This window comes from Paenibacillus polysaccharolyticus (assembly GCF_900102085.1).
Lineage (GTDB): Bacteria > Bacillota > Bacilli > Paenibacillales > Paenibacillaceae > Paenibacillus > Paenibacillus polysaccharolyticus.
The window spans coordinates 1-23,928 of record NZ_FMVM01000018.1 but is presented as its reverse complement, the minus strand read 5'-3'; the positions used below and the strand labels follow the sequence as shown (position 1 = coordinate 23,928).

21 protein-coding genes are annotated in these 23,928 nt (G+C 44.1%); 6 read left to right on the top strand and 15 right to left on the bottom strand.

Annotated features, from left to right (window positions below; genetic code table 11):
* Positions 1-214 precede the first annotated feature (214 nt).
* Both BLQ13_RS22750 and BLQ13_RS22745 read right to left on the bottom strand, forming a co-directional pair.
* Positions 215-1,528: a Kelch repeat-containing protein gene (locus tag BLQ13_RS22750; protein WP_090923980.1), complete on the bottom strand. Its 1,314-nt coding sequence runs from the start codon at positions 1,526-1,528 to the stop codon at positions 215-217.
* A 171-nt stretch (positions 1,529-1,699) separates the two neighbouring features.
* Complete coding sequence (locus BLQ13_RS22745; RefSeq protein WP_090923979.1) at positions 1,700-2,749, bottom strand: 2,3-butanediol dehydrogenase; 1,050 nt, start codon at positions 2,747-2,749, stop codon at positions 1,700-1,702.
* Between the two features lie 372 nt (positions 2,750-3,121).
* On the opposite strand from BLQ13_RS22745, the gene BLQ13_RS22740 reads away from it, so the two are divergent.
* Positions 3,122-4,165, top strand: a complete 1,044-nt coding sequence (locus BLQ13_RS22740) for a LacI family DNA-binding transcriptional regulator (RefSeq protein WP_090923978.1) — start codon at positions 3,122-3,124, stop codon at positions 4,163-4,165.
* A gap of 60 nt (positions 4,166-4,225) precedes the next feature.
* Here the strand turns inward: BLQ13_RS22740 and BLQ13_RS22735 are convergent, their stop codons facing one another.
* On the bottom strand, positions 4,226-4,843 hold the full coding sequence (locus BLQ13_RS22735) for a TetR/AcrR family transcriptional regulator (protein WP_090923977.1): 618 nt from the start codon (positions 4,841-4,843) through the stop codon (positions 4,226-4,228).
* A 250-nt stretch (positions 4,844-5,093) separates the two neighbouring features.
* On the opposite strand from BLQ13_RS22735, the gene BLQ13_RS22730 reads away from it, so the two are divergent.
* Positions 5,094-6,323 carry an MFS transporter gene (locus BLQ13_RS22730; RefSeq protein ID WP_090923976.1) on the top strand — a complete coding sequence of 410 codons (1,230 nt, stop codon included), beginning with the start codon at positions 5,094-5,096 and terminating at the stop codon, positions 6,321-6,323.
* A gap of 87 nt (positions 6,324-6,410) precedes the next feature.
* Here the strand turns inward: BLQ13_RS22730 and BLQ13_RS22725 are convergent, their stop codons facing one another.
* The 4 genes from BLQ13_RS22725 to BLQ13_RS22710 all read right to left on the bottom strand — a co-directional run bounded on the left by BLQ13_RS22725 (position 6,411) and on the right by BLQ13_RS22710 (position 13,363).
* Positions 6,411-7,523 carry an HD-GYP domain-containing protein gene (locus tag BLQ13_RS22725; protein WP_090923975.1) on the bottom strand — a complete coding sequence of 371 codons (1,113 nt, stop codon included), beginning with the start codon at positions 7,521-7,523 and terminating at the stop codon, positions 6,411-6,413.
* Positions 7,524-7,844: 321 nt separating this feature from the next.
* Positions 7,845-9,680 (bottom strand): UbiD family decarboxylase, encoded by a 1,836-nt coding sequence (locus tag BLQ13_RS22720; protein WP_090923974.1) that lies wholly within the window; start codon positions 9,678-9,680, stop codon positions 7,845-7,847.
* Between the two features lie 287 nt (positions 9,681-9,967).
* Entirely contained in the window at positions 9,968-11,902 is a 1,935-nt protein-coding gene (locus tag BLQ13_RS22715; protein WP_090923973.1) for an S-layer homology domain-containing protein, read from the bottom strand.
* Positions 11,903-11,968: 66 nt separating this feature from the next.
* Entirely contained in the window at positions 11,969-13,363 is a 1,395-nt protein-coding gene (locus BLQ13_RS22710) for an Ig-like domain-containing protein (protein ID WP_090923972.1), read from the bottom strand.
* A gap of 486 nt (positions 13,364-13,849) precedes the next feature.
* On the opposite strand from BLQ13_RS22710, the gene BLQ13_RS22705 reads away from it, so the two are divergent.
* Positions 13,850-14,272 carry a hypothetical protein gene (locus BLQ13_RS22705; RefSeq protein ID WP_139168940.1) on the top strand — a complete coding sequence of 141 codons (423 nt, stop codon included), beginning with the start codon at positions 13,850-13,852 and terminating at the stop codon, positions 14,270-14,272.
* Between the two features lie 50 nt (positions 14,273-14,322).
* Here BLQ13_RS22705 and BLQ13_RS22700 read toward each other — a convergent pair whose 3' ends face one another.
* The 4 genes from BLQ13_RS22700 to BLQ13_RS22685 form a co-directional block, all read right to left on the bottom strand.
* A complete protein-coding gene (locus BLQ13_RS22700) occupies positions 14,323-15,615 on the bottom strand; it encodes an amidohydrolase (protein WP_090923970.1) in 1,293 nt (430 codons plus the stop codon).
* A 72-nt stretch (positions 15,616-15,687) separates the two neighbouring features.
* Complete coding sequence (locus BLQ13_RS22695) at positions 15,688-15,981, bottom strand: hypothetical protein (protein WP_090923969.1); 294 nt, start codon at positions 15,979-15,981, stop codon at positions 15,688-15,690.
* Between the two features lie 126 nt (positions 15,982-16,107).
* Complete coding sequence (locus BLQ13_RS22690) at positions 16,108-17,214, bottom strand: saccharopine dehydrogenase family protein (protein ID WP_090923968.1); 1,107 nt, start codon at positions 17,212-17,214, stop codon at positions 16,108-16,110.
* Entirely contained in the window at positions 17,198-17,965 is a 768-nt protein-coding gene (locus tag BLQ13_RS22685; protein ID WP_090923967.1) for a class I SAM-dependent methyltransferase, read from the bottom strand. Before BLQ13_RS22685 ends, BLQ13_RS22690 begins: the two co-directional genes overlap by 17 nt.
* A 132-nt stretch (positions 17,966-18,097) precedes the next feature.
* Between BLQ13_RS22685 and BLQ13_RS22680 the strand changes: the two genes are divergently transcribed.
* A complete protein-coding gene (locus BLQ13_RS22680; protein WP_090923966.1) occupies positions 18,098-19,237 on the top strand; it encodes a LuxR C-terminal-related transcriptional regulator in 1,140 nt (379 codons plus the stop codon).
* A gap of 75 nt (positions 19,238-19,312) precedes the next feature.
* Here the strand turns inward: BLQ13_RS22680 and yidC are convergent, their stop codons facing one another.
* The 4 genes from yidC to BLQ13_RS22660 form a co-directional block, all read right to left on the bottom strand.
* Entirely contained in the window at positions 19,313-20,263 is a 951-nt protein-coding gene (gene yidC / locus BLQ13_RS22675) for a membrane protein insertase YidC (protein WP_244159424.1), read from the bottom strand.
* Positions 20,200-20,550: a hypothetical protein gene (locus BLQ13_RS22670; protein ID WP_090923965.1), complete on the bottom strand. Its 351-nt coding sequence runs from the start codon at positions 20,548-20,550 to the stop codon at positions 20,200-20,202. Before BLQ13_RS22670 ends, yidC begins: the two co-directional genes overlap by 64 nt.
* A 373-nt stretch (positions 20,551-20,923) precedes the next feature.
* Complete coding sequence (locus tag BLQ13_RS22665; RefSeq protein WP_090923964.1) at positions 20,924-22,312, bottom strand: FtsW/RodA/SpoVE family cell cycle protein; 1,389 nt, start codon at positions 22,310-22,312, stop codon at positions 20,924-20,926.
* Positions 22,312-22,647 (bottom strand): PadR family transcriptional regulator, encoded by a 336-nt coding sequence (locus tag BLQ13_RS22660; protein WP_167375822.1) that lies wholly within the window; start codon positions 22,645-22,647, stop codon positions 22,312-22,314. The genes BLQ13_RS22665 and BLQ13_RS22660 overlap by 1 nt, the downstream gene beginning before the upstream one ends.
* Positions 22,648-22,865: 218 nt before the next feature.
* Here BLQ13_RS22660 and BLQ13_RS22655 point away from each other — a divergent pair, with 218 nt between their 5' ends.
* Together BLQ13_RS22655 and BLQ13_RS22650 are read left to right on the top strand one after the other, a co-directional pair.
* Positions 22,866-23,456, top strand: a complete 591-nt coding sequence (locus tag BLQ13_RS22655; protein WP_090923963.1) for a P-loop nucleotide/nucleoside kinase family protein — start codon at positions 22,866-22,868, stop codon at positions 23,454-23,456.
* 189 nt (positions 23,457-23,645) lie between these two features.
* On the top strand, positions 23,646-23,928 hold a 283-nt coding region (locus tag BLQ13_RS22650), incomplete at its 3' end, for a transposase (protein ID WP_090923962.1).

Sequence of the window (23,928 nt, the reverse complement as noted above, 5' to 3'; positions counted from 1 at the left end):
TTCTCTTTATCCATTTTATAGATTCTTATTTTTATTTTCAAACAAATTTCTCACACGAAACTGAACCACAAAAAAAAGAACAGCTTTGGAAGAGCCGCTGTCCGTTGACTCGGGTGCTGCAGTTTGTTCTGCACGATGAATATCATCAGCACATCGCCGGGTCACCAACAATGTGGATGCAGCATAGTATATAATCCATAATCTTCCTTATATTTTAATTTGAATTCACAGGAATATCCACTCGATTCACTCGTAATATTTTTCCAGATGAGGGCGATAGGACGTCCGGGTCTGTACCCAATCCAAAATAAAAATCACCATCAAGCTCCTCAAATGACTTGGCATAAGTGTCCTGTGTAAAGCGCAAAATTTCATTCCATGTTGTCAGATCATTGGTTTGATAGACCCTGCTCACGTAGACATTGGCCTGCTTGCGAGTATACGTTAACACATAAACTTTATCATCACGCACAAGCAGGTCTGTTGGTAACGCATTCGCATCTGCCAGACTGACACGTCTCGCCTGATTGATATCCGTCATCACATTCAATGACTTAGGCAACAGTTGACTATCATTGAAGACACCACCAGCAATATACACCAGCTTATTGTTAAAATTAATATTTTTACCGATTTTATTGTACGGAACCGTACCTTGTTGATAGGTCAACCCGGGTAACATTTTGTTACCGTAGATAGCTACGTCTCTCTTTTCCAAACGTTCATTAATCTCCAGTATATTCGTTTTGTCATTCCATATTTTATTGGCGGGGTACATCATTCCGGAGGCATACAATTTCCCCTGGATTTCGAATAGCGTATATGCTCTAAAGCCAAATGTGTTGATTGTTGCAAACTGCTGCCAACTTTGCCCATCATTATGTGAGATTAAGACGGTTGGTTTGGTTTCTGTGCCAAGTGCAGCAAACAGCTTGCCTTGATAATATGCGAGATCATAGACATGAACGCCCTTGGGCAGATTGCGATATTTGGTCCACGTCCCTTCGTCCAAGCGGTAGAAGTTGCCAAAGTCCCAGCTTTCACCATCGGAATCATGACCAGGGATATACAGTTTTCCATTTAACACCTTATAGAGATCAATCTGCTCTTCATCCACGTACATTTTTGTTGAGGGTATAATGCTCGGATTACTGTTTGTCACCGCCTGTGTCTGAAACTCGGCATTCGTTGCATCATAGTACACGACAGGGATTGGCCCCGCATTTTGTGCAGGCCCCGTATTGCTGCTATTTCCATGACCTAGATAGATTTTACCGTTGTATTGTTGCATGTCCCATACGTTGTTGGCATAAGGGGATTTGTTAAAAGCCCTCCCCAACAATTCCAGTTTGCTTGTCACATCAACGGATTGAATCGGGGCATTTGACACTTGCACACCCCCACGCTCTGTAGCCACAGGTCTTATGGCCGGAGTGTTCGTCTTGGGTTTGGCGTTTCCCATCAGCATCCAGCCTGCTCCGGCGACAAGAGCCAGCCCAATTGCTGCCCAGGTTACTTTCCTTTGCATATCCGCATCCTCCTTCAACATAATCACTTTTCATACGTTCAAAAAAGATACAAATTGTATCTTTTTATAGTATGTAAAAGGTGCGTACACTGCAACAAATTTCGCCCTTTTCAGCAAAAAAAGTAGACGCTCGTATCCGTGGATAAGAGATCTACTATAAGGTTTCAAGAACTATTCTGCTTTAACCAAAATTTTCACCTGATTTTTTTCTTTAAGCAACGCTTCAAAACCGTGTTCTACAACCTCATCCAGCACAATCCGTTTGGTCACCAGCTTGTCGGCCGGGAAAAATCCTTTCTCCATCAAACGGATGACAGCCGGGAACACATCGCGATAACCGATGATTCCGTTTACTGTGCGCTCTTTCATCACAATGGAGTTCGGTTGCATTGGCGCTTCTTGTTCAAAAATGCTTACAATCATCAGTTCGCCACCAATACGCGTTGAGTCAATCGCTTGTTGCAGCACACGAGGCACACCTGTTACTTCGTAGGCTACATCGACTCCCCCTTGCGTACGCTGGTGAATCTCTTCAACCACTTGAACCTCGGTCGGATCAATCACAATTGCACCCAGTTCTTTCGCTTTTGCTTTACGCTCCGGCGACAGTTCCACAACATAAATATCCGATGCTCCGGATGCCTTGAGCGCTTCAATCACCAGTAGTCCAATCGGCCCTGCACCAAATACCGCTGCCGTATCCCCGACGTTCAGTTTACTCTGGCGTACAGCGTGCAGAGCTACTGCAGAAGGTTCAACCAGAGCACCTTGCTCATAGGAGATGGAATCAGGAATGGCATGAACCATCTTCTCATCTGCTGTTATATACTCGGAGAATCCCCCTCCGCCCCCGGCCAGACCTAGAAATCCCATCTTGTCACATAAATTGTATCTGCCCTGTTTACAAGCTTCGCAATGACCGCACGCATAAATGGGCTCTACAACCACACGATCACCTGCCTGAAAACGAGTCACCCCTTCGCCCACTTCAACCACTTGTCCAGAAAACTCATGTCCCATAACAACAGGTGCTTTTTCCCCTGTTAGCGGATGCGGAGCCTGAGCTGGTATAAAAATCGGTCCAGCTGTGTATTCATGTAGATCGCTACCACAGATCCCGCACCATTCCACTTTTATTTTCACTTTACCCTGTTCAATCTGAGGTTCAGAAATATGTTCCAGACGAAGATCTTTGACACCATGCCAACGCAATGCTTTCATTTCATTCATCTCCCAAATGATTAATTCATATAATATCGGAAACGTTTCCGTAAATTAAATATGTCACATTAGAGATAACCTGTCAAACCTCTTTCTCCATAAATATGTCGATCTCGTGAGTAAATTCGTCGATTAATCTGTAATTTTATGCTGAAAAAGAAAAAAAACGCGATGATCATTCTAAGATTTCGTTTGTTTTTAATCATGAATTAGAAAATTAAACATAAAGATGCATAAATTTACATCCATTTCTGTTTGTTTACGGGATACTATAATGTTGCAATGGTATAATCAAGTTATATGCATACTTTGCAATACATACATAAGCCTAAAATACGGAATCGTTTCCGATGAAGTGAGGTCAATGATAAAGTGAGTAAAGAGCAGAAAATCACGATTAAGGATGTCGCTGAACGCGCTGGTGTAGGGATTGCTACCGTATCGCGGGCTATTAACAATTCGGATGGAATCAGTAGTGCAACACGAGAAAAGGTTATGCGTGCCATAGAAGATTTAGGATTTGTGCCCAACACTTCTGCACAGAGTCTCAAAATCAGGCAAACGCATCAGATTGCACTTGTTGTTCCGGATATCCGCAACGCCATCATTCCCGAAATCTCCTGGTCCGTTGAGCAGACCGCGAAACAGCACGGGTACCATGTTGTACAGATTAACACAGCTGGCAACGCCAGAACAGAACTTGAAACGATACGTAATGTGAAGAAATTACACGTTGATGGTCTTATTTTCATGCCACTTGCCTATCCAAAAACACTGCCCGGACTCATTGACAAAGCACCTCTTCCCATCTCGATTATTAACTACGGAAAAAAATTGGAACCTGGCATTCAAGCAGACATCGTCTCCTTATCGCAACCTGAGGGAAAACTGGTTATGGAGCATCTGTTTAAGATCGGAAGAACCCGGATTGCTTATGCCGGAGCCCCCAAAGATATTATCGAGGAGCGTTATCGTGCTTACGAGCAGGCTGTCGGACATGTGGATATTTCCCTCGTTTACTTCGGTGAGGACTTCTCACTTGCTACGGGAGCAAGTGCAGCGGATTACTTCTATGGTTTGACCCATATGCCGGATGCAGTCTATGCAATCAATGATATGGTTGCCATCGGACTTGTGAACCGCTTTAAAGAGCTCGGCGTACGGGTACCCGAGGATGTTGCTGTGGTGGGCGTGGATAATAATCAATGGACAACGGTGTCGTCGCCCCAGATCAGTTCCGTCTCCATCATGGGTGAGGAGGTTGCTCGGCTCGCAACGGAGTTGTTGCTTAAACGGATTCGTGAGATGAGTACTTCAGATTACGAACATATCCAGTTCGAACCGCGGTTGATTGTCCGCGAGTCCAGTGTAGCTATGATTCGCTCGTCAAACCCGATAAACAATGCCCATTCCTAAAAATGAGGATAAACGGATTTGTACACAATTATCGCCGTATCCATTCAAAAAACGAGCTTCTTATTTTAAAATAAGAGGCTCGTTTCTATGATCGCTGTTATTCAATACAGATAGCGTTGCCTCAATGCTTTGCTCGATGAACGAACGATCCGGTGCCGCCTTCATTAGCACAGTTAACCCAATCATCGAAACAACTAAACTTTGTGCCACAAGTCCGGCGTTTAACTCCTCTGGTAACTCTCCATTCTGTTGACCTTTTTCGAGTGTTTCTCTGAAAATAACCGCCAGATACATCTGATGCTCACGTGTTAACACAGCAAACTTGGGATCATGGGGAGCCATTTCAACCATGGTGTTGATACAAAAACAACCGTGACTGGCATTAACTTTCTTCTTCCCAGATGTAATCCAGTCAAAAACAGCGCGAAAAGCTTCTCTGACAGACTCCCCATGACCTAGCATTGCTCTAATCTGCGCGGCATGTAAAGTGGTGTATCTACGAAGCACATGTTCAAACAGCTCCATTTTATCTCCAAAGGCTGCATACAAACTGGGACGCTGAATCCCCATTGCCGTTGTTAAATCCGTTAGTGAGGTTGCCTCGAACCCTTTAAGCCAAAATACATGCATAGCAGCATCCAGCGCTTCTTCTGTGTTAAACTCTCGTTTTCTAACCACAATACCCCTCCATTATTTATCGAACAGTATAGTTATATACTAACGCAGTAATTCGAAATGTCAAAATGTATTTAAATCATCAATCCTCCCTCCCCCACAATAAACATAGTATCTCAATCAATTAATAACCATTTCCTCTTTTTCTAATCAGGAGCCCTATTGACATTCAGAAAGATAAAATATATGGTTAATCCCATCAATAATATACCAATCAGTACAAAATAGAAAACAAGAAAGGAATGCGTCATAAATGCAACATTCTATTCAAAAAGCAAACAAGGAATCTTCTACAAAACAGAGCATGACAGGAGCATTAGCATGGGTATTTGCTGTGTGTAGCGGTCTATCCGTAGCGAATATTTACTATGCGCAACCCTTATTGGATTCCATCGCACTCGAATTTCATCTATCCACTGCAACCATTGGTCTCGTGATTACCATTACTCAGATTTGTTACGCGCTTGGCCTCTTACTGCTTGTTCCACTGGGAGACCTCGTCAACCGCCGAAAACTGATCCTGATCCAGATGATTTTATCCGCATCCGCTCTAATCGTTGTAGGAACTTCTGCTTCATCATCCATTTTATTCTCAGCTATTGCAATGGTTGGGTTATTAGCCGTTATCACACAAACCTTTGTTGCTTATGCGGCTCATTTGTCAGCCGACTCCCAGCGAGGGAGCATCGTAGGCCGGGTAACCAGCGGAATTGTCATCGGCATCTTGCTTGCGCGATCTGTGGCCGGTTTGATGAACGACTGGTTGGGCTGGAGATCTGTATATTTATTTTCAGCCAGTCTCACTCTGATTAGTGTATTTGTGCTGGGGCGTATGCTCCCTCAAGGATCGTTCAAACAATCCAAGCTTGGCTACTTGCAACTGCTTGCTTCCACCCTGCGACTATATAAAGAGTTACATGTACTTCGTATCCGAGGGTTACTAGCCATGTTGATTTTTATGGCCTTCAGCATATTGTGGACTGCCATTGTGTTACCACTCAGTGCACCCCCCATATCGTTATCCCACGCTGCTATAGGCGCTTTTGGCTTTGCAGGCCTTGCTGGAGCACTTGCTGCCGCCAAAGCAGGCAAACTGGCCGATCATGGTTCTGGACAGAAAACAACCGCCATTTCTCTCATCATTTTAGTGTTGTCCTGGATTCCTACCAGCCTGTTACATACTTCATTATGGTTTCTGGTTGTGGGTGTGATCCTGCTTGATCTTGCTGTACAAGCTGTACATGTGACTAATCAAAGTCTGATTTATCAAGTCCGTCCGGAAGCTCAGAGCCGATTAACTGCATCGTATATGATCTTCTATTCCATCGGCAGCGCAGTTGGTTCCATTTTTTCTACACAAGTGTACGCCTGGTCAGGCTGGAGGGGAGTATGTTTGTTAGGTGCGGGCGTCAGTATCACGGCTTTGCTGGTATGGATCGTGGATCGTCTTTCGGAACGGTTCGTTTCAGCGAGGCGTGATTGATAGCAATGGTTGAGATTGTTTCATTAATAAAACGAGCTTCTCATCCAATGATAAGAAGCTCGTTTTGCCTGTTTTCTTTTTTACCGCTTAAATCAGCAATTCGTTAATGGAAAGAGTGCGCTCTTTGGACAGATCACGATACTGTTCGGATTCCACTTTAATCAGCGGTTTGAAAATATCGGACGCATTGTTCATAACAATAACACCTTTCTCACCATTGCTGAGAAGTACTTGTTTACCGATAAAGTTAGGCAGCAAATGCTGCATTAACGCTTGAACCGCCTTTTCATTCAGTTTACCAAATCCCATGCCATAGATATCTCTGAGATTGTTAATCAAGTTCGGATTGCTCGCTCCATGTTTACCGGTCCGCATACCAATGTAGATATCAGCTACAGACACAATCTGAGTATACGGATGAATCTCACCTTTTCCAAGTTGCATTGGATACCCTGATCCATCTTCACGCTCATGATGCTGTAAAGCGACCAGAGCCGTAGCTTCATCTGTCATAGAGTTCTTAATGATTTCGTGTCCATAGATCGTATGACGCTGCAATTCAAGCTGTTCTTCTGCCGTCAACGGTTCTGTTTTGTTTCGAATTCGAAGTGAAACCTTACACTTGCCGATATCGTGCAAGTACCCGCCCCGGCTGATCTTATAACATTCTTCCTGAGAATAACCTAGCCAGCTTGCAATATAGAAGGATAATAGACCTACCTGTATGGAATGGGTGTAGTTGTTAACGTCATCGCGTTCCAGCATCATCAGGAGATGTACAACGTCCTTCTGCTCATCAAGTCCATCCACCATAGGTTGCAGGGCATCATCTACCATCGTTGCATTAAACTTGCCTACCGTCAGCGCTTCCAGAAATGCATTCTGATAATTATGTACAGTCTGAAGGAATTGAGACTTCATCTCTTCCTCAGGAGGTTGTTCACCAGTGCTTGTCCCGCTAGAACTGCTGTTACTTCTGGATTCTGATGCGTGTTTCATCGAAGCTGCGAAAAACTCTGCTTCGGTAATTCCTTCTTCACGCAATTCAATGTCTACGTAATCTACCCGATGCTGCATAAGCAAGGTAATATCCTCGCTTCGAATGACAGTCCCCTTTCCGAGAATGTGCAGTCCTGCATCACTAAACGTATCCGCTGTCAGACGGTCCCCGTCTTGCAGGTTCATAATATGGATTCTCAATCGGAACTCCCCCTGAACAAATGATTATAGTTAACAACCCCGAATGATCGGGGCCGAGACATACTTATACATCTTATATCGTTTGAATCCAACATTTTCAACATAGTCCAAACGACCTTAATCATATGGACAAAAATGAACGCCTAAGACTTTATCCTCATAGGCAATAAGGTATTATCCCGGTTTTTAATTTCGTGTATGCGAGATTTAATAACTTTTTCACGTGTTTCCAAGCGAATGAAACGAAACTAACGTAATGAAAAAGGAGCCCTAACACATGGTTTGGACTCCTGATTCATGAGCAATACATTACAATGCGACTTAAAGTTTAATGGATTCCAGACTTGCACCTTTTACGAAAAAACGTTCAATGCCCTTCTCCACCGATGCATCGGGAATGAGCGGCGGCGCCTGATGTGGTTTCACCCGCGCATCAATAATGAGCTGGTCACAGCCCCAGTGCTTGTGATTATAACCGCTGTTCACTCCGTACATGTCATGTGACGGGTTGCTGCGCGTAAACGTAGCCCATAAGAAGTTACTGAGGTTTGCACTCAGGAACGAGCTGTCATCACACACGATAATCAACGGGCATGATTCCAGTCCCCCACGCTCTTGCAGCAGATCCGTAAACTCTCTCATCTCCCGCGCAGTATCTTCATACGTAGTGAAGGCAGATGTCTGAATGGAAACCATGCCCGGCATGATCAGTTGCGGATTGTCGTAACCGCGAATATTCTTCAGCGATTCCGGCACTTCTTTGCACAATTCACGAATCTTGTCGCCGTATGCCGCCATAACCACCTTGCTACCACTGTTGAGCCCCGTACCTGAGTAGTCGAGTGTATCAATCGTAGTATGCGTATGAAAATGAATATCCCTTTGCAGATCCATCCGTTCCAAAATATAAGTCAAAAATTCAACTTCTTTATGCGTATCCAGTGGTTGCTGATCCTCCGCCGTAATAAACAGATACTTCGCCAAGCTGAGTTGGCCTGTTCCTAAAATTCGATTGGCAATCGTCAACAATTCGGTTGGTTGCTTCACATCGGTATAAGGCGTATAACGCTCACTGCCGATGGCGAATAACAAAGGATGGACCCCTGCAGCATCCACAGCATGCACCTCTTTCACACCCGGAATTTCCTGTTTGATGGCATCTCCCGTAATTTCATGAATAAGATCGCCAAATGCCGTATCTTCTTGCGGCGGACGTCCTACAACCGTAAATGGCCAGATCGCGTTTGGTTTAGCATATACTTTATGAACACGCATAAGCGGGAATTCGTGAGTCAGGCTATAGTAACCCAAATGGTCCCCAAAAGGACCTTCCGGCTTGGTCTCGCCAGGATAAATCTCCCCCGTAATGACAAAGTCCGCGTCATTGCTAATGCAGTACCCATCCTTATAGCTATATCTGAAACGGCGTCCGGCAAGCAGGCCGGCAAAGGTCATCTCACTTAATCCTTCCGGCAACGGCATGACTGCTGATAACGTATGTGCTGGCGGGCCGCCGATGAAAATGCTAACTTTCAGCGGTTCGCCTTTTTTAACCGCTTTGGCTTGATGGATTCCGATTCCACGGTGAATTTGATAATGTAGTCCAATCTCTTTATTCATCTCGTAGTCGTTACCACTCAGCTGCACACGATACATACCCAGATTGGAATTCATAATGCCCGGTTTGTCCGGGTCTTCCGAATACACTTGAGGCAATGTGACAAACGCGCCTCCATCCATCGGCCAGTGTTTGATGAGCGGCAGATCGGAAATCTGAATCTCCTGCGCCGATACCGGAAGGCTGATGGATTTTTGCTTCGGCAATGCCTGCCAGGCAGCAAGTCCTGTGCGAACATGTTTGAGTGGTGTCTTGAGTGCCTTCATAGGGTCGTCCCGCACATCCATAACGCGCTGTACACCTTCCAGTGTCTCGCGGAACATGAACTTACTGCGTTCAACGGTGCCGAACAGATTCGACACGGCTTTGAACTTGGAGCCTTTTACATTTTCAAATAACAGCGCCGGGCCCTTAGCCTCATGCACCTTCATGTGAATCGCAGCCATCTCCAGATTCGGATCAACCTCTTCCTTAACCCTGATCAGATGACCATGCTGCTCCAGGTCGTTTATACAATCTTCCATATTGCGATATTTCATCGGATGGCTCCATTCTGTGTATAATAAAATCGCTAGATTATGTTCATATATTCACATAGACGCACGACAAGGCTCACAGTAAAGGATCTAAAAATGTGCCAATATACTTTTTCTATTAAAAGTGTGCTGAGGCGTCCCTTCTATTTTATCAAATGATCCGCCTCTAAACAAAACTTTCGTTTGAAATAAAAAACACCTGTCTTTCATTCAACGATAACGTTAAACGAGAGGCAGGTGTTCTATTGTTGTTAGGATTACATTTTAATGAACAATCATTTGAAAATAAATTAGATCAATCCGGCTTTTGCCAGCAAACGTTTCACAATAGCTGCTGTCTGAGCACGGCTAATGTCTGCGTCTGCCATCAATTTCCCGTCAGCCCCTTGGACCAGACCTTGCTTAATTGCTGAAGCTACAGGCTCTGCAGCCCATGCTTGGACTTTGCTACCGTCACTATACGCACCAAGCAGATTCGCCGTCTCGGAAGCATCCGCTTTAGCCAAGTCTACCAATTTCATGGCACGTGCAACGATGGTCATCGCTTCAGCACGGGATATTTCCTCGTTCGGACGGAAGCTGTTATCCGTGTAACCGGAGATCAGCCCGTAGGAAATTGCGGTTTGCACTTCATTCTCATACCAGCTATCTGCTTTCACGTCTGTAAATGTTGTCGTTACAGCACTTTCAGGAGAATGCAGACCAAGACCTCTGAGTAATACGGCTGTGAACTCTGCGCGCGTAATGCTACGATCCGGTGCAAATGTGTTATCTCCTGCACCTTCTACAACGAGACGAGAAGCCAAATCCTCAACATCCGTGCGACTCCAGTGATTGGAAATATCCGTGAATGTTGCCGGGTGGTAAATCAAAGCATACGTGCTGTTCGTCAAGCTATTAATCACCGCAGCATCATTTGTTGTTCCTTTGATTACTTTGGTTGGCACATGTAGCATTGTACCGTCCGCTTGAAGCACAACACCTGTGGTGATTTTGGAGCCGTCGGTGTCTTTAGGCAAAGTGATCGTGCGCTCTACATAAGCATTGAAGCGATTCACATCCACCTGCTGACCTTTGTAAACAGCCTTCACTTCAAAATCAACCGGAGCCGCAATCACCGTTGTATTATTCATTTTGCTTGCTGCCGCTGCAATCGCTGCTTTCTTTGCATCATTACTTGGTGTAATCGCAATCTGGAACTTAACATCTTCCAAAGGTGCTGAACCGCCAAGCTGTTTAACCACCTGATCTATCTTGATTTGACTGGCTGGAAGGGTATACGTTCCTGTATCCGTTTGAATAACAACTTGTGCATTACTGCCTTCCATCGTCTTCACGAGTCTGCCGTTCAGTTCACCGACAACCGAATTAGTACCCGTGCCTGTAACCGGAAGTAACAGTGTACGAAGTCCGTTCCCCACCTGATTGATCACTTTGTTGTTATCCACTTGAATCGTTGTAGTCACTTTATTATCAATCGTGGAGATTGATGCCGTTGCAGACTGCTCCTGCTTCTGTCCATTCACGTAAATGTCTACACCTTTAGTTGGCGCTGGAGTGGAAGATGTGGTTGGCACAGATGGTGCAGGAGATGGTGCCGCTCCCCCTCCACCTGATGAACCCGTTGAAGGCGTACTGGAGTTACCACCTGAACTAGCCGCTGTAATGGTAATGGTTCCACCTGACAATTGGGCATTAGTACCATAGTCTACATTTTCGAAGTGGAAGTGTTCTGAGTCATCCTGATTCACTTTGAGCTGTTTTTGTCCTGGAGTAGCAGTGGATTTAGCTTTAAATTCGATATCGAACATTTGGTCACCTGTATCGATCCAATGCTCAACTTCACTAAGATCCATCCATATAATCCGCACCCATCCTTCCTCGTTATTAATAACGTACTGGAAATCGGATGGAGTATTTAGTTCTGGGGATGAAGTGATTGTATTGATCGTTCTTGGAGTGATTCGTACAATCTCCAACGCTGTTGTATCATAATCAACTTGCATATTATAAGCTCTGATCGGAAGTTCCGTCGCTTTCATAACAACAGGCACATGAACGGTTTGACCTGCCTGTACACTCACATTCGCCAATTCGACTTGTGATGATTGAGGAGGTGTAGCTCCTGCGGAGCCCGGCAAAACAAGTGACGAGAATAATGTCAACATAATCAGACCTGACATTGTTTTTCTTAATTTTGGACGTTTCTTTTTCAGTTGAAGCATCTAATAACCTCCATGTCTGAATCAATAGTGGGTAAATATCATTTTGGAGCAAGTTAGAATTTTAAATTATTGTGGTATCTGTGTTGTAAATGTCCATTGAACACCATTTTGTTCTACGACAGTCCCTTGCATATAAGCATTATCATCCGGATCCGCAGCTTTGAAAGCATCATTTGAGATTTCAACAGAATAATTAGCACCGTATTTCAAACCCGGGTTGTTAATATAGATCTTATTCCCATCTATTAAGAAATCATTTCCCATTAAAACCATATAAGAAGCTTCAACTTGATTAGATGTCAGGTTCCTAATGATAATGCTGGAGTAACTGTTCGTATTTATTTTTACAGGCCGATTATACGTAATTACTAATGGCGCATTAGTCTTAACTTCCGTAGAACCATTCGATGGCGAAAGACTTACGATATCCTCCTGTTTTACCGCAACAGTTGACTCACTACGAAGGACTACCGGTTTTCCTTGAGGACGATCAGATGAATAAGATTCAGGTGTAATCTGTAAAAAGAGATATTTCTCTTGCTCGGCATCAGTAATCTTATATACTGCATCAGTAGCTCCTATGATTTCTGTTTTACCTTCTCCACTTGCTTCGGAGCCCCGATACCATTGATAGTGCATCGTTCTAAGTCTATCGCCGTCAGGGTCAAAGAATTCAGTGTTACTTGTTAACGTAGCGCCCACTTTCAAATCCCCATTTAACTTGCCATTCAACACATATGGAGCGTCATCGACTTGCTTGAACGTTAATACATAGCTATTATCTTTAGCCCCAAGAGATTGGTTAGCGTAACCACTTAGCAAAGCATTCATATCTGCCAATTCAGGTTCACCGTTTCGATCTACATCTGCTTGGTTCATCTCTACAAAAGAGAAGCCACGACGGGTTACCATGTTACGAAGGTAATTGTATAGTTGAACTGCATCCGCAGAATCAACTTTGTCGTCACCGTTTAGATCTCCTTTTTTGCTGATGTAGAGCTCTATATTGTCTCTAATCATTTCCCCTTCTGGGGATAGTGCATTTTTAGCCTGCAATTGAATGTTGATCTTGCCGCTACGATAAGGAACAACAATAAGTTTATTGTCGTTAGTTACATAAGTGCGAGCTACATTCGTATTCTCTGAAATCGCACCGAGTTGAATGAACTTCTCAGAAGGAAAATGAGTACTCAAATCAATAATGATCGTATTATTATCAACTCCGATTGGGGTAGAAGGCATAATAGGTAGTGCATCCACTTGCTCGGACGAATGGCTTAGCCAATAAATATCATCATTAAGTACTGGGCGTGAAATGTTAATGTTGGTCGGCTCAAGTGCTCCCGCCAGAGCGTGAGGAATTGAACCGGCTACAGGCAAGGCAATACCAAGACTAAGTGCGGCCAACATGCTTTTTTTCATGATCGGCTTTAATTTATTGTGTTTATTTTTCCCCTTCAATTCATGTTCCTCCTCGTGTTTATCTGATTTTTAATATAGATACATAGCAAGTATAACGACCTATTCTGAACGGATTCTGAACAGGTCCATAGAACTATTACCAGTTAATATTCGACAAAAAACGCCATGGGATAAGCTCCCATAGCGTTTTAATCATCAAAAAATTTCCATTTTCGATTGAATTTTCGAAAAAAATATTTTCAAATATCCGCAAGTTTCTATTTTGAGTTTATCATAAACGCGAATAACCCCACTTATATATACTGATAAATGATTTATTTTCCAGTATATTACATGTTATAATTTGTATCAGCATACCAAATTACAGTGCCCACAGTTATTTTTATTTTGGATATTTCAATGACGATGAACATGTAAACAGAATTGTTCTTAGGATAGATCATTTACGTTACTCACTCATAGAAAGGCGGTCATATTATCAAGAATTTAATTGCTGTAATTGTTGGTGTCGTTAGTCTTTTTATCGTGATGCTAATATTTTATAAATTACCTTATGACATTGAGCAAAAATACACTGCTAGTACATTAGATGGAGAAAAAATCGAAATTCAAATGACGATGAAAGGTTATCGGGATTTTTTCAGACCTACTACCTTTAAAGGAAAAATGCTTATTGACGACAAAGTATATGATGTTTTTGAACCTGAAAGGTCAGATCGTTTCATAGCTAAAATGAAGAAAAAAATGAATGGTGATCGATATTTCCCCATTATTGCAAATGAAAACCGAACTGATCTCGACGATTATTATACGATTCAGTGGGCTAACGATAAATTCAATACATTATATTTCATTCATGCAAAAAATAACTCTCGGTATGTCGCACCAGCACAAAACGCTGTGGAAGCCAATAAAATATGGGGAGAAATACAGCACTTTTTAAGATGAAATTAGAGATTGCCTTTTGAATTAATCGATTAAACGAAAACATAATATTTTTAAACGCCTTCCACAATTCGCTTCGCGCGAGTGTTTACTTCCCGATATAACTCATCCTCATCTATGGTAAGCAACTTTCTGTCCTGCATCAGGATCTGCCCATCTACAATGGTAGTATGCACATCCGCCCCATTCACGCTATAGGCCAACAGCGACTCCACATTATGAATGGGCTGCAGGTGAGGTTTGGCAAGGTCAATCAGAATGAGATCCGCTTTGTATCCAGGTGCAAGCATCCCCACTTCATTTTGCAATGATAACAATTTTGCACTCCCACGGGTTGCCATATCAAGTACTTGACGTGCTGGAAGCCGGGTTGGATCACCGTAGTCCAGCTTTTGCAGCCAGCATGCAACCTTGATTTCTTCGAACATATCCAGTGTTGTTGCGCTCCCTGCTCCATCTGTCCCGATTCCTACCGTGATCCCCTCGAATATCATCGCCTCTACTGGAGCAATGCCACAACCGAGCTTCAGATTGCTCACCGGATTATGGGCGACACCGCCGCGCATGCCCTTCAGCCTGCTGATGTCTTGAGGGTTCAGATGTACTCCGTGAGCCAGTAGCACATGCGCCCGCTCGAACATACCTGATTCCTCCAAATATTCCGTGGGTGTCATATCATAGCGGCTACGAATCTTCTCTACTTCTTCCTTCGTTTCCGCCAGATGAATGTGCAGTGGAATCTCGTCCTGAACAGCCATTGCAACGACTTCACGTAACGGTTCCATCGGACAAGTATAAGGAGAATGCGGTCCATACATCGTTGTGATTCGACCATTTGCTTTCCCTGACCAGCGTTGCACCAGATCGATCGCTTCCTGCAGCCTGCGTCCTCCATCATCCTCCATAAAAACCATACCACGAGTCAGCGATGCACGTATGCCTGTTTCCGTGACTGCTTCAGCGATCTCATTCATATGAATGTACATATCGGCAAAAGCCGTTGTTCCTGAACGAATCATCTCTGCAATGCCCAATTTAGCTCCCCAATAAATATCTTCAGGTGTCATTCGTGCTTCGGCAGGCAACATCTTGCGCTCCAGCCAGTCCATCAACTTCAGATCGTCGGAAAAACCTCGAAGCAGACTCATTGGCGAATGCTGGTGGGCATTCACAAGACCGGGCATCGCCAGTTTATTTCGACCATCAATCACCTCATCCTCAGGTTGAGGCATGATATGACTCGCGATCTGCACAATCTGACTTCCTTCGATCCGTATATCCCCCGTGAAAGGTGCTTCGGCTTCTTGCATCGTTAGAATAGTTGTTTGTTGAATCAAAATACTCATGAGATACACTCCTCTGGATTGGATATAATTACTACCCATCCATCGTAAGGCTTTACGTGGCGGCAAGGTCAATCATTTGATTCGAGCAATCGCCACTTGGTGGAATGTCTGGATAAACGGCCTAGGATCTATCTCTACCATATAGGGATATACTCCTGTGCTCGTATGCAGATAGAAAAAACCACCTGCATCCCCCATCCGGCGAAAAGACATATCAAATACTTCCGTAATCCTGAACTCCCTGTACTTGGTCACGATTCGATCCGAATAAAGGGTCATGGTACGGGCATTCCTCTCAATCTCCTGCGAAAGGCCAGTCATCTCTCGTTGTACTCTGTAATAAGGCAGTATGGCAATATAGTCCATGTTCTCCCTCCAATCGTGCTTGATCCGTAGTTTTATCATAGCAGATTGGCGCTTTCAGACAAAACAACCTTTAAGTTGTTTTAAGCCATGAGTCCAACGCGTCGCGTCACTTGGATACGGTTCAGATTATGTGATTTTGTTTACCACATTTAAAGAGTATTTAAGTTCCTCTTCAATGTCCTTTATGGAGAAACATTGTTCCAAATGATACACGCCTGGCTGTTGACCGTTCATATAGACCCTTTTCGCTACAGCTGCAGCTACCTCTGCTGTGAGAACAGCCTCCTTCTCGCCAACAACGAGCTGTTCTATTCCCACCCGCTCTCCATTTTTCCATCCTGTCGCATCTATCTTCACAGCAAACATCGGCTTACCACCTGGAATCGCAGCAAATGCTTTTACTACCAGATCACGAACCCAAGCAAAACGCAGCAGCTTCACTAATCCTGCTTGTCTGGATATCGACAATGCTCTGGTAATCCAACGGGAATCTAGGCACAGTCGGGTTGAAACGGTAGGGATGTGCAACGTTTGGGCTACAGCCTGTTGGTCTGAAAACGGAAATCGATATGCGATCCGTCTTCCCAGTTGCTCGCCGAAATCAATCCATTTTCCATCGCTCAAACTCTGAACTTTGGTAAACTTTCCATGCTTCTTGACCTCATAAGCCGTATTCATCTGGTCTACCGTCCATTCGATTGCCGCCTTGCCGTGCTTCTCCCCGAGACCAAGCATCACCGTGATGTTCGCCTCCTGCACTTGATCCAAATGCATCGACGCTTCACGAACAAGCAGATTGGTTATGCCGGGCGACAAACCAACGCTAAGAATAGCGGTTGATCCAGAAACTTTCATCACCGAATGCAATCCTTCCACTTGTTTTAAGAAATCACCTTTGGCAGAAATATCGATGTAATCGGCTCCGGATTTGGCACAACTTTCAACGAACCGGGTGTCATTCTGATCTACACACATGACGACAAGTTTAACGTGTCGCAACATGGCAGGGTCCACCGTTTTCATAATATTCAGTTGCAGTGGTTTAACTGCTCCACCCGTCTGGCGACTGAATTGTTCGGCACGTTCCAAGCGTGTACCCGCAGCCCACACTTTGCCGGGAAATGCTTGCGCAAGCTGAGTACAGACCATCTGCCCCACTTGGCCATAACCACCAACAACCCAGATCTGATCCTTCATGATGTTGTCTTGTTGTATATTAGTCTCGGATTGCATAATACCCCTCCACCCAGAATGCTGCAAAATAACGGGTTATCCTTGAAAAACCGCACTCCGCAAGCAATCTCACTAAAATTTCAGCAGATACGGGATCGGATGTCTGACCGAGCGATGCGGCGAACCGTTCCCATTCCTCCGTAAGCACTCCCGCCTGCATCATATGTTCCCGCCACGCCTGCATCATGATTGGATAAGCCGGAGAATCCAGATCTGCATTAACAGACGCAAGGATTAGAGGTGCGCCGGGTTTGAGCTTACTGGCGAGATGCATCAGGAAAGACTTTTTTGCTTCCAGTCCCTGAATAAAATGCAGCATCAGCATACTCGTGGCACCATCGTACAATCCATCCTCAGGTAATTGTTTAATGGTCTCGGAAAAAAGCTTGACCCGATGCGAGATGCGAGCTTCATCTGCTCTTTTTTTCGCTAAATCCAACATCGGCTTAGAGGTATCCATGCCTGTCAACGACCAGTCAGGATGCTTTGTACCCAGCAAAGTAATCTCCTTGCCCCCTCCAGCCCCAGTAACTAATATTCTAATATGGTTGTTATCTGCTATTGTTGCTGTGATAAGTTTATCCATCAGATCATGCATATGGGCATATCCCGGAATTTTGAGAGCAATCGATTGTTCATAACGAACGATGTCCGCGCTATCCCAACTCATGGGTGAAGGATTATCCGAGCATGTATGATCCGTTCCTTTATTTCGTTTTTCATCCCGTGTACCATTTATATGATCTTTCATCGCAGTTACACTCCTCTGAATTTGAAGTTAGACTTGACTCTGTATTCGTCTAATTTCATTATAAAAGGATACATACAGACGACCATCCCATAAGTATGGGATATTAACGTACTCGGGAAGGAGCTTATCCAATTGACCAGCCTAATTACTGCACAGAATGTACACCGGATTACTTCCCTTGAAAAAGGAAACTGGACCTCTCGCACCTATCGGGAAGCTGTTCTCAAACAAATTCATACGGTTATCACATATGATGCATATTGCTTCACCACCGTAGATCCTTCCACCCTTCTTTCTACAGGCGCGGTGACGGAAGATGGCATTGAAGCCATTCATGATCGATTATTTATTAATGAATACATGGAAGAGGATATCCATAAATATAGCGACTTGATTAAGTCCGGTCAGTATGCTGCTATTTTGCATGCTTCTATCCAATCACGGCCTGGAGCAAGTTCACGTTATACGAATATTTTACAGCCTGCCGGATTCGGGGATGAGCTTCGAACGGTATTTGTGAATAACGATGCCTGCTGGGGTTATCTCACGTTGTACCGCAAACAGAACAAGCCTACATTCTCTGAAGAAGAGCGAGAGCTCATGCAACACTGGGCATCCTCAATTGCATTTATGCTACGGACAACGCATCTATTATTGATGGAAGAGCTTCAAGGTGGCAGTCCGCGGGAGCCAGGCATTGTTATTTTACGCGCTCCGCTCGAACCTGTAATGCAAAATCCGGCCGCACAATACTGGTTATCCCAATTACGCCGATTGGAGCAGATTGAATCCGATGTGCTTCCGAGACCCGTTCGTGCCGTGAGTTCTCATCTACTGCAATCCATTCAAAAGAATGCCTCGTCAGCTTCACCAACATCGGACGGTTCACTGTCTAAAGTATGTGTCCAGTTGGCGGACGGTCGTTATGTTATGCTTCAGGCTAGTATGATGCAGTCTTGCGAATCGGCAGAGCATGCAGAGAAATGGGATCAGATCGCCATTTGGCTGGAGCAGGCTATGCCTCAGGATTTACTCCCCCTGCTGTCCGACAGTTATTCCTTATCCGCTCGGGAGCGTGAATTGCTCGCCTATGTGCTACGCAGCTTTTCCTCGAAGGAAATTGCAAAGGCTATGCATATTTCAGCCTACACCGTTCAAGATCATCTGAAGTCCATCTTCGCCAAAACAAAGGTTTCCTCCCGTCGGGAGTTAATCTGGCATTTTGTTTCCCGTTTTCAATTATCCGGAGATCTGGATATACCTAGAATATAAGTTAAGCAAATCAAAGAAGCGTGTCCCTATGGACGCGCTTCTTTGATTGCATTATTCAATATTTTTATAACTCAACTACGATTTGGCAGGTTTAGCAGAACGTTTTGAATTACCCGCATTTTGTGTATTCTTTGCACTATTGGTATTCTTTGCGCTCTTCGTGCTTTTAGCACCTTTGATGTGATCAGGCTTCTGCGTGCTTAATTCCGTCACTTCGGCTACCTGCGGATGCTCGACTGGGTACAATTTGCGGAACAGCAACGTCTGTAGCACTAAGAACGAGCCCCCAACCGTCCAGTACAGTGGCATAGCTGCTGGTGCGGAAAACGAGAAAAACGCCATCATTAGCGGGGAGATATACCCCATTATCGCAAACTGTTTGCGCTGTTCAGGAGCCATATTTGCCTGTGATACCTTCGCCTGAATAAGATAAATAACAGCTACAATTACAGCCAGTACATAGTCAGGTGCGCCAAGCTTGAACCACAAAAACGAATGGGATGACAGCTCTGGCGTTAGCCGAATTGCCGTGTAAATCCCCGATAAAATCGGGAGTTGAATTAACAATGGCAAACAGCCGATATTCAGCGGGTTGAATTTATGCTTTTTGTATAACGCCATTGTCTCTTCAGACAACTTCTGCCGGTTAGCCGTATCGTTCTTGCCCTCGTACTTTTTCTTAATGGCATCCAGTTCAGGTTTCATCGCATTCATAATCACCCGTGTTCCCTGCTGGGACTTGGCTTGACGCATCATGAGCGGTAATAATGCGAGCCGAATGACAAGTGTAATGACGATAATCGCAACACCATAACTTCCACTAAATATACTGGCGATATGCTGAATCAGATACGACAGCGGAAATACGATGTAATGATTAAAGAACCCTGGAGTGGAAGAATTAATCTCTGATACATTATTACTGCATCCGGCAAGCAGCATAACTGCGAATAAAATCACAATCAGGCCATAGATCCGTCCCTTGCCAGATGTGAGTGTGAACCTCTTGTTTGTATGTTGTTCCATATATATCCTCCTTGTTGATTGGTTGATTCCAGTCTCAACAAGGAAATACAGTCTGGTTCATCTTCATCCGGTGCTTCTTTTCGTCTGACCATGCGGCTCCAGTTTTCCGGCCTGCACTGTAAGTTCAAGCCAAGTGCCGGAAAGACAGGTTCAATTCCGTCTCCAGCTCCACCTTCCATCCAGTACTCCGTCATACCACAGTGTAGATGGGCAATATAGGCGTAACTGACGGTAAAAATCAGACCAATGGAGAATATATACGGCAATAGCTCATGTAATTCAAACAAGAGATTCACCCCCTTCATACGTTTATTTTTACATTATAGCACTTACATATCACTTTTGTATAAATGAACTGCTGGCAAATCCAAACTCCGCTCTATTCCGTTCTTAATTTGGACAATTCTACCCGGGCTACAAGATAACAAAGATGGGATGAAGAGATTATTATATCAATCATAGGAAAAACCTCCATTCATCTATCTACGTTTTATTCTAAATGATAAAATAAGAACACAAACAGAACTCTTGACCGATATAACTTCTTATTTTAGATTTATCTTCCTTCCGTTCGCAGAATGTCATTCAACAGTCAGGGCTGGGTTAATCTGCGGCACATCTGGTTTCCCTCTGATAAGTTGTGAACCTTGGTATAGTCCATCATCTTTCTGATAACGTCATACTCTTTCCCGTGTGGGTTCGGGTGTAGTTACGGCTCAAGGAAACCGTATCCTTTCGACGATAAACACCAAGAAGCAAACCGATCATAGCGTATTCAAGTATTACATGAGCTCCATATCCGATAAGGGGAAATTCAATACTCATGATTGGGACCATTCCCGTAATGATCGCAACTGAATAACTCAGTTGAAGTGCAAGTGTAACCGTTACAGACAGTACAATCATCGAACCAAACTTGTCTTGTATACGCGGCAGTATTTTAAATAATGTATTTACAAACCACACTATGCCAACAATAAACAGCGCACAGGCAGACCACCCAAACACGTCTATAAGCATAACCCCGGGATAACTCAGATAAAGATATTTTAAAGTTGATCCTATCGGGATATTCGTACCATTCCCCCACCATCCCGCTGTTTTGACGATATCAATAATAGCGTTATTCATAAATCCCATACCCTTAGAATCTTGATCCAAATTAAATACAACAGACAACCTTTCGAATCGACTATATTGATCGGTTACAAGTAATAACAAGGCTGCAGCCACTCCACAAAAACACGCAGTAATCAGCGTATACAGCCACTTTCTTGTAATCCATCCGAACAGTAGCAAAGATATGCATCCAAATAACGACAATCGGACCCAATCCGAGATTTGATAGATGAGTACCATAGGCAAAGCTACTAACGCAACATAGGTAAAGATCATTTGCACGTTCAGACCCGAACGAAAATGGGAAATGACAATCCCGCCGATCGCGAGTGGCAATATCCAAAGCGCGGACGTGGTAACATCGATTGAGAAGCCAAATGGCAATATGAGCATTCTATTCAAGCTCCCATACGAGTCTGCTATCACCGGGGTAATCCATAAGAGAACATTCATTAGAATGTATACCCACCAAGCAGATTTAATCCATTTCCTATAGTCGAAAAAGAGGCAGAACAACATGGCTAACATCCCCATACTTGTATACAGTAGATGGACGGATGAGTATTCATTTCCCAAGTCTAATAGACTATTCGCATATATCCAGGTCAAAACCATGCCAACAAGAGCCATCCCCACGACTCCCGCCAATAATCTCCAGTGCATTCGGTGACGATGAATTTTGTGCATTCTTTTGCCTAGATCAGCCGGATCACCCATTTGTTCAATAGCGTATGTGGCAGCTTCCTCCGTTGTAAATCCTTCCTGCTCCTTGTCATAGGTCATCTCTTCGAGATGATTCCCGAGTTCCTCACGAAGATCGTTATGTACTTCCCTCGCCCTGACCTGACCACAGATTTGATCCAGATAATTCTGAATCTGTTCCTTTTTTTCTTTCTGCTTCCCCTGCTCTTTCACTTTCTTCTGATTCATCAGGCTAAACCTCCTTCACCGATCACGCGATCTACAGCACGACGAAATAGAGACCATTCCGCTTTTTTCTGTTGTAATGCCTGTATGCCTTGCTCTCGTATGGAGTAATATTTCCGTTTTCTGCCCTCCACTTCTGCCCAGTAAGCCTCCACCCATCCTTCGATTTCCATCGCGTGTAGAATCGGATACAACGTTCCTTCTTTGAGACTAAACACGCCCTCTGATTGACGATGCAGTTCCTTAATCAGCTCATAGCCATACATGGGTTGTGCATGAAGTAAAGTTAAAATTAATGTTTCTGTACTTCCTTTAATCATTTGTTTATTGATCTGCAAACAAAACGCTCCCTCCTAAGTACTGGTCTAATACATCGGAAATCTATGCATAGTTAATCTAGGTGTCATGATACCTTATAATTCCTTCTATGTCCAGCACCCCATTTATCTTTTTATGTTAAACTACCTCTATCCAGCCTTAAATTGTATATAGAAATTTTTTCGATCTTTACAGATTTAGATAGACCGATACTTCGAATTAAAGGAGACATTCTCTCATGCGCAAAAGTAAACTTATTTTCTTTCTCGGCGGAGCCGGAAGTGGCAAAACTACACTCGCCAAAGCGCTCTCGCGTAAATATAAAGCTGCATTTTTGGACATGGACATCCTGCTTCGTCCCGCAGCTGAGGCCATCATGACGTTACAAGGGCTTGATCCATCAGATCGGGATTCACCAGAATACAAACGGCTGTGCCGTGATCTGGGTTATCGAATCACGATGGACGCCGCTTTGGATAACGTACAACTTGGTGTAGACACTCTCGTGGTTGGGCCTTTTACCAAAGAGACCGGGACACCGGATTGGATTGAGCAGGAACTCGCACGCATTGGCCGTTCCCTCGATAACACAGACGTTCGAGTTGCTTATGTTTATTTGCAGAACGAAGCGTTATACCGTCAACGAATCACAGCGAGACAATCTCCATTAGATGAATGGAAACTAGCTAATTGGGATGCGTTCCGTTCTTCTCTTGATCGAAAACGAGTGGCCTGGCCGCTTCCAACGGAATCTATCGCATACATCGACAATTCTAGTGATGATCCTGCTATTGCTTTTGCTGAATTGGAACGACGGATGTATGAGTGATATGAGTGAAAGGAAAAGGTATGTGGGGTGAACTGGAATGGGTTCGGGTATTGTAGGATGCAATTTTGAGCGCGCAGGTGTAGGTATGAAGGCAATCAAACTCTAACGATCCTGAGCTTTAAAGCCCCCTAATCCAATTGGACACTCAAAGCTACCTCAGATACACTAAATGAAATGAGGAGAGTGTTCATGAAAAGACGATTTAGATGCCCGGTTGAGGCGAAAAAGGAGTATGTCGTAGAGGTGCTTTCTGGCCTCCGGACAGAGGTCGTGGCACGAAAGTACGGCATGTCTCCTAAAACGCTGACGACTTGGGTTCGTCAATATGAAGATGAGGTGGGGGAACTGGTGGCTAAAAAACAAAAAGAAACGCAACAAATACAGCAAGATGCAGCCAACTATCAAGAATTACAAGAGAAATACGATGAAGCTTTGAAACTTCTCGGCGCAAAAGAATTAGAGAACCAGATTC